Source organism: Proteus sp. fly-1089 (genome assembly GCF_040138965.1).
Taxonomy (GTDB): Bacteria; Pseudomonadota; Gammaproteobacteria; order Enterobacterales; family Enterobacteriaceae; genus Proteus; species Proteus vulgaris_B.
Window position 1 is genome coordinate 17,617 of the sequence record NZ_JBEETS010000006.1, and the last position, 9,762, is coordinate 27,378.

Below are 9,762 nucleotides of genomic sequence, written 5' to 3' on the forward strand. Positions count from 1 at the left end.
AAAGTAGGTAATTAACGGAGAAGACAATATGAAAGCACCTATCGCTGTTGTTGCTGTATTCGTATTATTATCCGCAAGTGTCTATGCTGAAGAATTTACCTGCCAACTTGAAAATGGTAAGTATGTCAGTGTATTTGCCGAACATGGAACCCCTCCGGTGTATCGCTATGGCACACTTGCTAAAACAGAGATAACACTACCAGTTCCTCAACAACCTAATAATAATGTCTTTTATGGGCATCAGATGTTTGTTGCAGGAGCATCGACTTATATTCGATTTAAGAATGGAAATTACAGCTACGTTGTTTATGACGGTGAAGGTAGAGGATGGAACTTTAATGGCGTGATTGTTTATAAAGACAATAATATTATTAGTAAAAAAGAGTGCAAAGATCCGTTAACACCTAGCCTGAATAATCTAAAAAACTACGCTATTAAAATGGACCCTTATTTAGAAACCTATATTTATGCTCCTTAGTTTCTAATTTAATTAATCAAACATATGGACATAAAAAAACCCAATTTTAAAATTGGGTTTTTATTATTTTTAAGCAACGAAATGTATTGATTAGTCTTCTAATAACAGAACAGATTCTAATGCAATTTCAATCATTTCATTAAAGGTAGTTTGACGCTCTTCTGCTGTAGTCTGTGTACCTTTTTTGATGTGGTCAGATACAGTACAAATAGTCAGCGCTTTTGCACCGTATTCAGCTGCAACGCCGTAAATACCTGCGGCTTCCATTTCAACACCTAGAATGCCGTATTTTTCCATTACATCAAACATTTCTGGATCTGGAGAATAGAACAGATCAGCAGAGAAGATATTACCTACGCGAACTTTAATGTCTTTCGCTTTTGCTGCATCAACAGCATTTTGAACTAATTGGTAATCTGCAATAGCTGCGAAATCTTGGTCTTTGAAACGTAGACGGTTAACTTTAGAGTCTGTACATGCACCCATACCGATAACAACATCACGTAATTCAACATCTGGTAATACGGCACCACATGAACCTACACGAATAATCACTTTTACGCCAAAATCAGTAATTAATTCTTTAGCGTAAATTGAGCAGGAAGGAATACCCATACCGTGGCCCATTACAGAAACTTTACGGCCTTTATACGTACCTGTAAAACCTAACATACCACGAACATTGTTTACTTGACGGACATCTTGTAAAAAAGTTTCAGCGATGTATTTAGCACGAAGCGGGTCGCCCGGCATTAAAACGACATCAGCAAAATCGCCCATTTCTGCGTTAATATGAGGGGTAGCCATAATTCTTCCTTTTAATTGATCTTTTTACTATTCAAATATCATTCGGTAGGCATATTGCTATACCTACCGAAGTTAAATTAAAACATTGCTTTACCATAATCGACCGGTGATAAACCGAAGTATTTCACAACAGTTTGGCCGATGTCAGCGAAGGTTTCACGATGACCTAATGAACCCGGTTTAACTTTAGGACCATAAACCAGAACAGGAATGTGCTCACGAGTATGATCAGAACCTGGCCAAGTTGGGTCACAACCGTGGTCTGCTGTTAAGATAAGAATGTCATCTTCTTTTACCAGCTCCATTAATTCAGGTAAGCGACGGTCGAATAATTCCAGCGCTTCACCATAACCAACAACATCACGACGGTGGCCATAAGAGGAGTCGAAGTCAACAAAGTTGGTGAAGACGATTGTGTTATCGCCAGCAAGTTTCATTTCTTCAAGTGTTGCATCAAACAGAGCATCAATACCTGTTGCTTTCACTTTTTTAGTGATACCTACGTTTGCGTAGATGTCAGCAATTTTACCGATAGAAACAACATGGCCTTGTTTTTCATCAACCAGTTTTTTCAACATAGTTGGTGCTGGTGGTTCTACTGCTAAATCATGACGGTTACCTGTACGGGCGAAATTACCTGGTTTATCACCAATAAATGGACGCGCAATAACACGACCAATGTTGTAATCACCTTTGTTTAGTTCATCACGAGCAATTTCACACAGCTCATATAATTCGTCTAAACCGTAAGTTTCTTCATGACATGCAATTTGGAATACAGAGTCAGCAGAAGTATAGAAAATCGGTTTGCCGGTTTTCATGTGTTCTTCGCCAAGTTCATCCAAAATAACCGTACCAGACGCGTGACAGTTACCTAAGTACCCCGGTAATTTTGCACGTTTAACGATGTTTTCTAGCAGTTCTTGTGGAAATGAGTTTTTCAGCTCTTTAAAGTATCCCCAATCAAAAAGCACAGGAACACCCGCAATTTCCCAGTGGCCTGACGGAGTATCTTTACCAGAAGAGATTTCACTCGCGTAGCCATAAGCACCGATGATATCTGCGTTTTTATCTAAACCAATAGGGAATTTACCTGTTGATTCTTCAGCGGCTTTACCTAAACCTAAACGGCAAAGATTTGGCAAATGAAGTGGGCCTTTACGACCTTCTTTATCTGCTTTACCGTCAGCAAACGCTTGTGCGATATGCCCTAAAGTATCTGAGCCTTGATCACCGAATTTCTCTGCATCACCGGCAGCACCGATACCGAAGGAATCTAATACCATGATATGTACACGTTTCATAATTCTCTCTCCTGTGTCATTCTCCGTAGACCACGGATATGTCACTTATAAATCGTAATTGAGTTCTTATTCGCTGATTTGACGGTACACCATTGGTGAGGCTTCACGTTTACTATCACCAATTACCATCGCTTTACGGACTTCAGCCGCAGCTTCTTGCCATGATTTTTCACTGTTAGCATGGATCATCGCTAACGGAGTGTCTGTGTTGATTTCAGCACCAAGCGCTACGATGTCGCTTAATCCCACACTATAATCAATTGCATCAGTGGCTTTACGACGACCACCACCTAATGTCACAACAGACATACCTAATGCACGCGTATCCATTTCTGTGATAAACCCAGTTTTCTCAGCAAATACAGGTTTACTTAATACCGCAGTTGGCAGGTATTTATTGTAGTTTTCAACAAAATCAGATGGGCCTTTCTGTGCTGCAACCATACGACCAAAGACTTCTGCCGCTTTACCGTTATCCAACACATCTTGCAGTTTTTGACGAGCTTGTTGACGTGAATCCGCTAAACGGCCTGATACTAACATTTCAACACACAACGCCATAGTAACTTCAAATAGACGAGGGTTACGGTATTCACCTGTTAAGAATTGAACTGCTTCACGAACTTCGACGGCATTACCTGCGCTAGAAGCTAGAACTTCATTCATATCCGTTAACAGCGCCGTAGTTTGACAGCCTGCGCCGTTTGCTACTTGAACAATAGACTCAGCCAGCTCTTCAGATTTCTGATAAGTTGGCATAAAGGCACCCGATCCCACTTTAACGTCCATCACTAATGCATCTAAGCCTTCGGCTAATTTCTTACCTAAAATAGAGGCTGTGATAAGAGGGATTGAATCAACTGTAGCAGTAATATCACGGGTAGCATAAAAGCGTTTATCAGCAGGTGCTAATGAGTTAGTCTGTCCGATAATAGCAACACCCACGTTACGAATAATATCGCGAAATTTCTCATCATCAGGGAAAATATCGAAACCTGGGATAGCTTCGAGTTTATCTAATGTTCCACCTGTATGACCTAATCCACGACCTGAAATCATAGGAACATAACCGCCACACGCGGCAACCATTGGCCCTAACATCAGTGAAGTGACATCACCCACACCACCTGTTGAATGTTTATCAACAATTGGACCGTTTAAATTTAGGCTTTTCCAGTTCAATACTGTACCGGAATCACGCATGGCTAATGTCAGAGCAACACGCTCAGGCATGGTCATATCGTGGAAATAAATAGTCATTGCTAATGCAGCAATTTGACCTTCAGAAACAGTATTATCTCTGACGCCGTTAATGAAAAAACGAATTTCTTCCTCTGTTAAAGGATGACCATCACGTTTTTTACGAATAATCTCTTGGGCAAGAAACACTGCAACCTCCTGGTTTTATAGCATTGATAACGCCCACAATAAAACGTGGGCGTATTACACGAATGGATTAGTAACCACTAGACGATTTTTGCTCGCCATGACCTAAAGTGGCTAGTAAATTACCTAACAAGCTTGATGCACCAAAACGGAAGTGACGGGCATCAACCCAGTTGTCACCCATAATGCGGTTAGCTAATGCTAGATATTGAGCAGCTTCTTCAGCGGTACGAACACCACCTGCAGGTTTAAAACCAACTTCTTTGCCAACACCCATATCGTGGATCACTTGGATCATTAACTCAGCGCTTTCCAGTGTTGCATTTACAGGTACTTTACCTGTGGAAGTTTTAATAAAGTCAGCACCCGCTTTGATTGAAATTTCAGAAGCTTTACGGATAAGAGCCGGATCTTTCAACTCACCCGTTTCGATGATGACTTTCAATAAAGAACCTGCTTCTGCGCAAGCTTCTTTACATGCTTTAACGATATCAAAACCGATTTGCTCGTTACCTGCCATTAGTGCACGGTAAGGGAAAACTACATCAACCTCATCTGCGCCATAAGCTAATGCCGCATTGGTTTCTGCTAATGCGATATCTAAATCATCATTACCATGAGGGAAGTTAGTTACGGTTGCGATACGGACTTCTGGAGTACCCTGCTCACGTAACACTTTACGTGCTAACGGAATAAAGCGTGGGTAGATACAAATAGCGGCTGTATTGCCTTCTGGGCTTTTAGCCTGATGACATAACGCAGTCACTTTTGCATCAGTGTCATCATCATTTAATGTAGTTAAATCCATCAAAGACAGCGCAAGGCGCGCTGCAGCGGTTAAATCTGTCATAAAACTCTCCAACGATGTTTCTTAAGCCCTTTTGGGCATACGCTTAAGGTTAGCGATTAAATTTGTTGGCGAGCGGACTTGGTTCCTTGAAGATGTTGTTGTAACTAGTGCTACAACGACAGCTGAGCTCCCTCTCACCGCGCTATGCTCACTTCGGCGACCCGTCATTGAGCCTTCGCCATTCCATGAAGTTTCAGCACATCTTATTTGAACACGCTAAGGAACAATTAGATGTGCTTTGCGTCACACTAATCAAATGTAACTTGCAAACAATGACATAAAAATGTGACAAATATCACAGTTAGGTCATTTTCTGGTTTAATGTTACTTGAATACCGTTTTTAAGTCGTCTTTATAACGCAAAAAAAGTGTGATACGCATTAAATGACAACATTTTTGACCATATTCAATACAATCTGCGAAATATCTCACACAATAAAAGTAGTTAACATTACAGCAGAAAACAAACATAAAAGAGCAGATAGGTAAAATACCCATCTGCTCTTTACAATTAAATCAATTAAGCGGCAACAACTGCCATTGCCGTTAATGCAAAGAAGAATCCAGCAATTGTTGCACTCATTAAGTTAGAGAGTGTACCAGCTAGTACGGCTTTCATTCCTAAACGAGCCACATCTTTACGACGGTTTGGCGCCATTCCACCTAAACCACCGAGTAGTACGGCAACAGAAGAGAGGTTAGCAAAACCACATAACGCAAAGGAGATAATAACCTTCGTTTGAGCAGATAACACCACTAATCCAGAACCTGCGACTAATGCATCTTCTTTTAGGTATTTACTAAATTCAGAGTAAGCATAGAACTCATTGATAACAATTTTTTGTCCAATAAATGAGCCTGCAATGGTTGCTTCACTCCAAGGTACACCAATCAGGAAGGCAATTGGTGCAAACACCCAACCTAGCACGAGTTCTAATGAGAAATTCTCATAGCCAAACCAGCCACCAATACCACCAAGAATACCATTCACTAATGCAATCAAGGCAACAAAAGCAAGCAACATGGCACCTACGTTCAGGGCAAGCTGTAGACCAGAAGATGCGCCCGCGGCTGCGGCATCGATAATATTCGCAGGCTTTTCGTCATCTGCCATTTTATCAAGCGCGTCTTTTTGATCGTCTGGCGTTTCTGTTTCAGGGATCAACAATTTAGCAAAGAGTAAACCACCCGGAGCCGCCATAAAGGATGCTGTGATCAAATACTCTAACGGCACACCCATGCTGGCATATCCAGCAAGTACTGAACCCGCAACAGAGGCTAAACCACCACACATAACAGCAAAGAGTTCAGAGGTTGTCATTCTTGCAATATAAGGACGAACAACCAGTGGGGCTTCTGTTTGTCCAACGAAAATATTTGCAGTGGCAGACATAGATTCTGTTCGTGATGTGCCAAGTACTTTTTGTAAACCACCACCGAGAATTTTAATGACTATTTGCATAATGCCAAGATAATACAGCACTGCAATGAGTGAAGAGAAGAATACGATAACAGGCAGTACGCGCAGGGCGAATACGAAACCGCCACCACCAAACAACTCGAACATTTTATCTGATACTAGGCCTGCAAATAGGAAACTCATCCCGTTATTGCCGTAATCAATTACATTCTTAACACCATCAGAAACCGCAAGAAGTACCTCACGACCACCGTCGGAATAAAGAACAAATGCACCTAAGCCAATCTGAATAAGGAATGCGCCACCAACTGTACGTAGTCTAATTGCACGTCGATTGCTGGAAAACAGAATGGCTATCAAAATTAATGTTACCATTCCGACCAAGCTCATAATGAGTTGCATTGAAGGATCCCTGTTCATATAAAAATTTAATGGATTATCAATAACGCTCTAGTCAGAGCTTATTGACTCTTTTTGCCGGATAATTATACCTAGTCTAAGAAAAGAACCCTCAACATCCATCACAAATAGGATCTGAAAAAAGTAACAAAAAGGTCACAAATGAGAAGTGGATCACACAAAAAGAGAGAAAAACGCATTTATTGAATAGGCTGAATAAAAGGAAAACATCATATGATTAACAATTCTTGTATTCAATCTTAAACAATAAAGTTAAATAAACACCTTATTTATATAAATAAGATTAAATTGAGATGAATTCAATTCAACAACTAGGCATTATCTTTTAACCGAAATAATTGTAGGCTATTAAGATAGAGTTGCTGTGCAATTACCTCAGAGGGTTCTTGACGTAGCTCACAGAGTTGGGAAAAAACATATTGAATACGCTCAGGTCGATTAGGCTCACCTTGGAAACCACTCACTGGCATATCAGGAGCATCTGTTTCTAGTAATAGCGATTCGAGTGGCAATGAAGCAATTGCTCGACGTGTCTTTTGTGCTCGTTCATAAGTAATCGTACCACCAACACCAATAAAATAGCCTTGCTGAATAAAATTTTCAGCTTGTTGTTGGCTTCCAGCAAAACCGTGTACCACCCCTTTACGAGGAACATCATAACGACGTAACAGCGCGCTTAACTTATCGTGAGTTTTACGTGAGTGTAAAATAACGGGTAAATCAAACTTAGCTGCTAATTTAAGTTGTGCAATTAAAAAGTGTTCCTGCTTTTCTGGTTGCGGGTTATCCATATAGTCATCCAGACCAATTTCCCCAACAGCAACACAACGAGGAGCTATTTTTAATTTCTCTTCCAATTCAATAAGATGTTGCTCAGTATGCTCTTCAATATATAAAGGATGTAATCCTAATGCGCTATGTAATTGAGGATATTCATTTGATAACTCAGTCACTACATCAAAATTCCAACGAGCAACGGCAGGAATAATGATTTTTTTAACTTGCGCTTGATTCGCTAAAGATAAGCTATTCGCAATATCATTATAAAAAACAGGAAAATCAAAATGACAGTGAGTATCAATAAATTTATTCATTATTAAACCTGCCTTACATCAGGGTGCACACTTCTTGTTCCTTGTTGAATAATAGAAGCATCCTCCGCTTTGTCTGCCTTTGCTTCTTGCTCAAATAAGCTAAAGATTTTTTTATCATGCTGTTTGAATTTTTTCTTAGAAAAATGCTGACCTATTGTCGCTAAAAAATAGCGCCCACAGCGTCTACCTACATGATAATCATGATTTAATGCATTTAAACGACTACCTAATGCACTCGATTGTAATGTCGTTGGAGGATAGATTTCGATAACCACAACATCTTCTGGAGGCGATTGAATAAATTTAAGTGTTTCGGTATAGGTTTCAATATGAACTTGAGCCATCGCCATAAAACGTTGCAAACGGCTATTTTCGAACCATTTACCCATGCGATCGACCCACTCAGTTGTATATTGATATTCAGAAGGAACCGTGCGCACAACAACAATAGTACGACACCCCCGCCGATAAGCTTCCCTGACTGGAATAGCATCACTTATCCCGCCGTCATGATAGACAACATCATGGAATAAAACACCATTACGATAAAAAGCAGGAATTGCACTAGATGCTTTGATGATATCAAGCCAAGTTGGCTCATCTGGTTGAAAATAATTTGCTTGGAAATTATCAGAACGACTGGCTACCATATAAAATTCACGACCAGTGTCAAAACGCCGTAATGCTGTTGGCATATCAAGAGGCATTTCTTTTGCTGTCGTTTCTATATACCAATCTAAATCTAATAAATTACCACCACGAACAAATCGGATGGGATTAAAAAATTGATTATTAGTTGTATAACGATTAATAATTTTACGCGCATAGCCACGCTGACCACAGGCAAAAGCGGATAAATTTTGTGCACCCGCAGACACCCCAAGCAAAATATCGAAGGGATCGAATTGTGAACGCATAAATTCATCAAGAACACCTGCGGTAAAGATCCCACGTTGACCTCCACCTTCACAGACTAAAGCGACTTTACCTTGTGGTAGAGATGATTGAAATTCGAGTGCTGTAATATTATTTAATGTGACAGGTACATACTTCCCCATAATGTCTCCTTTATACAACTTAACAAAGGATACCCTCACATTTTTTCGGCGTCATTCTTTTTACGTATTCATACAAATAAAAAAAACGTTCCTTAATTTAGGAACGAATGTTTACTGAAAAATCAACACTTTTTACGCCTTCTACTTTTTCAATAATTTGCATAATTTGCGCTTCTTGTTCTTTATTCTTAACAAAACCTGTCACAGATACATGACCAAATTCTGTACGAATAGAAAGTGATTCACTATCAATGCTTTCGATTGGCAATAATGTATTTTTAATTTTTGTAGAAATAGCCGTATCGCTGATAGCGTAACCTGTATTATTCGTTCCACTATTAATTTCGCTATACCATGATGCTTCAGCTGATGCTCCCATACTGACAAAAGCAAGCCCCATGGACATGAATAATGCTAACTTAAGCGTTTTATATTGTTTCATTGCTCTCCCCTTAATCACAATAACTGAGTTAGGAAATGTGTGTGTTTTAATATCTTTATTTTTATGAAGTACTACAAAAATTTAACAAATTAAATTATTACACTAATAAGCTATTAGCATTAAATAAAGCAAAAAATAGCAAATAAAGACTAATCCTAATAATTTTATTCTAACAATAACAAATAAAACTATAAAAAATTTTACATATATTTATGAATAAGTGTAAAAACAGGCGTCATGTTAACAGAAAAAAAAAAGAGTAATTCCGAATGAAGAAGGGTTTTTCGGTAGGATATTAGGGATATGCAAAGGACATTTAACAAAAAAATTAAGTCTCTTACCGAGCTTTTTTAAGTACAAACACTCAACCAAACGAAGAAACAAAAAAAGGCTATATTAAAAATATAGCCTTTTCATTAGATTACATACTCTAAATAATTCAAGCTACAACTAGGCGACAAGTGAATGAGTCGCTAGGAGCATACATAAGTATGTGACTAGCG

Annotated in this window: 9 protein-coding genes; 1 reads left to right on the top strand and 8 read right to left on the bottom strand. The window is 39.2% G+C overall.

The window, feature by feature from the left end; translation table 11 throughout:
• The first annotated feature begins 28 nt into the window (after nt 1-28).
• Complete coding sequence (locus ABN080_RS13290; RefSeq protein ID WP_197269871.1) at nt 29-478, top strand: hypothetical protein; 450 nt, start codon at nt 29-31, stop codon at nt 476-478.
• 90 nt (nt 479-568) lie between these two features.
• On the opposite strand, the gene deoD is transcribed toward ABN080_RS13290, so the two are convergent.
• The 8 genes from deoD to ABN080_RS13330 form a co-directional block, all read right to left on the bottom strand.
• The gene (gene deoD, locus ABN080_RS13295) at nt 569-1,285 is read right to left on the bottom strand and encodes a purine-nucleoside phosphorylase (protein ID WP_036934279.1); all 717 of its coding nucleotides are present in this window, start codon (nt 1,283-1,285) and stop codon (nt 569-571) included.
• 77 nt (nt 1,286-1,362) lie between these two features.
• On the bottom strand, nt 1,363-2,589 hold the full coding sequence (gene deoB, locus ABN080_RS13300) for a phosphopentomutase (RefSeq protein WP_072069000.1): 1,227 nt from the start codon (nt 2,587-2,589) through the stop codon (nt 1,363-1,365).
• A gap of 66 nt (nt 2,590-2,655) precedes the next feature.
• Nucleotides 2,656-3,978, bottom strand: coding sequence for a thymidine phosphorylase (deoA, locus tag ABN080_RS13305; RefSeq protein WP_072069001.1), 1,323 nt, complete (start codon nt 3,976-3,978; stop codon nt 2,656-2,658).
• A gap of 67 nt (nt 3,979-4,045) precedes the next feature.
• Nucleotides 4,046-4,825 carry a deoxyribose-phosphate aldolase gene (deoC, locus tag ABN080_RS13310; protein ID WP_072069002.1) on the bottom strand — a complete coding sequence of 260 codons (780 nt, stop codon included), beginning with the start codon at nt 4,823-4,825 and terminating at the stop codon, nt 4,046-4,048.
• A gap of 520 nt (nt 4,826-5,345) precedes the next feature.
• Nucleotides 5,346-6,647, bottom strand: coding sequence for a NupC/NupG family nucleoside CNT transporter (locus ABN080_RS13315; protein ID WP_115350218.1), 1,302 nt, complete (start codon nt 6,645-6,647; stop codon nt 5,346-5,348).
• Nucleotides 6,648-6,976: 329 nt separating this feature from the next.
• Complete coding sequence (locus ABN080_RS13320; protein ID WP_197269870.1) at nt 6,977-7,759, bottom strand: TatD family hydrolase; 783 nt, start codon at nt 7,757-7,759, stop codon at nt 6,977-6,979.
• Nucleotides 7,760-7,761: 2 nt separating this feature from the next.
• Nucleotides 7,762-8,817 (bottom strand): patatin-like phospholipase family protein, encoded by a 1,056-nt coding sequence (locus ABN080_RS13325; protein WP_072069005.1) that lies wholly within the window; start codon nt 8,815-8,817, stop codon nt 7,762-7,764.
• A 97-nt stretch (nt 8,818-8,914) separates the two neighbouring features.
• Nucleotides 8,915-9,259, bottom strand: a complete 345-nt coding sequence (locus ABN080_RS13330) for a BON domain-containing protein (RefSeq protein WP_349441236.1) — start codon at nt 9,257-9,259, stop codon at nt 8,915-8,917.
• Between the last annotated feature and the right edge of the window lie 503 nt (nt 9,260-9,762).

What these genes read in the sequence shown, in the direction of transcription:
- deoB (WP_072069000.1), bottom strand. Translation starts at nt 2,589, where the DNA reads ATGAAACGTGTACATATCATGGTATTAGATTCCTTCGGTATCGGTGCT.
- ABN080_RS13325 (WP_072069005.1), bottom strand. Translation starts at nt 8,817, where the DNA reads ATGGGGAAGTATGTACCTGTCACATTAAATAATATTACAGCACTCGAA.
- deoD (WP_036934279.1), bottom strand. Translation starts at nt 1,285, where the DNA reads ATGGCTACCCCTCATATTAACGCAGAAATGGGCGATTTTGCTGATGTC.
- ABN080_RS13330 (WP_349441236.1), bottom strand. Translation starts at nt 9,259, where the DNA reads ATGAAACAATATAAAACGCTTAAGTTAGCATTATTCATGTCCATGGGG.
- ABN080_RS13320 (WP_197269870.1), bottom strand. Translation starts at nt 7,759, where the DNA reads ATGAATAAATTTATTGATACTCACTGTCATTTTGATTTTCCTGTTTTT.
- ABN080_RS13290 (WP_197269871.1), top strand. Translation starts at nt 29, where the DNA reads ATGAAAGCACCTATCGCTGTTGTTGCTGTATTCGTATTATTATCCGCA.
- deoC (WP_072069002.1), bottom strand. Translation starts at nt 4,825, where the DNA reads ATGACAGATTTAACCGCTGCAGCGCGCCTTGCGCTGTCTTTGATGGAT.
- ABN080_RS13315 (WP_115350218.1), bottom strand. Translation starts at nt 6,647, where the DNA reads ATGCAACTCATTATGAGCTTGGTCGGAATGGTAACATTAATTTTGATA.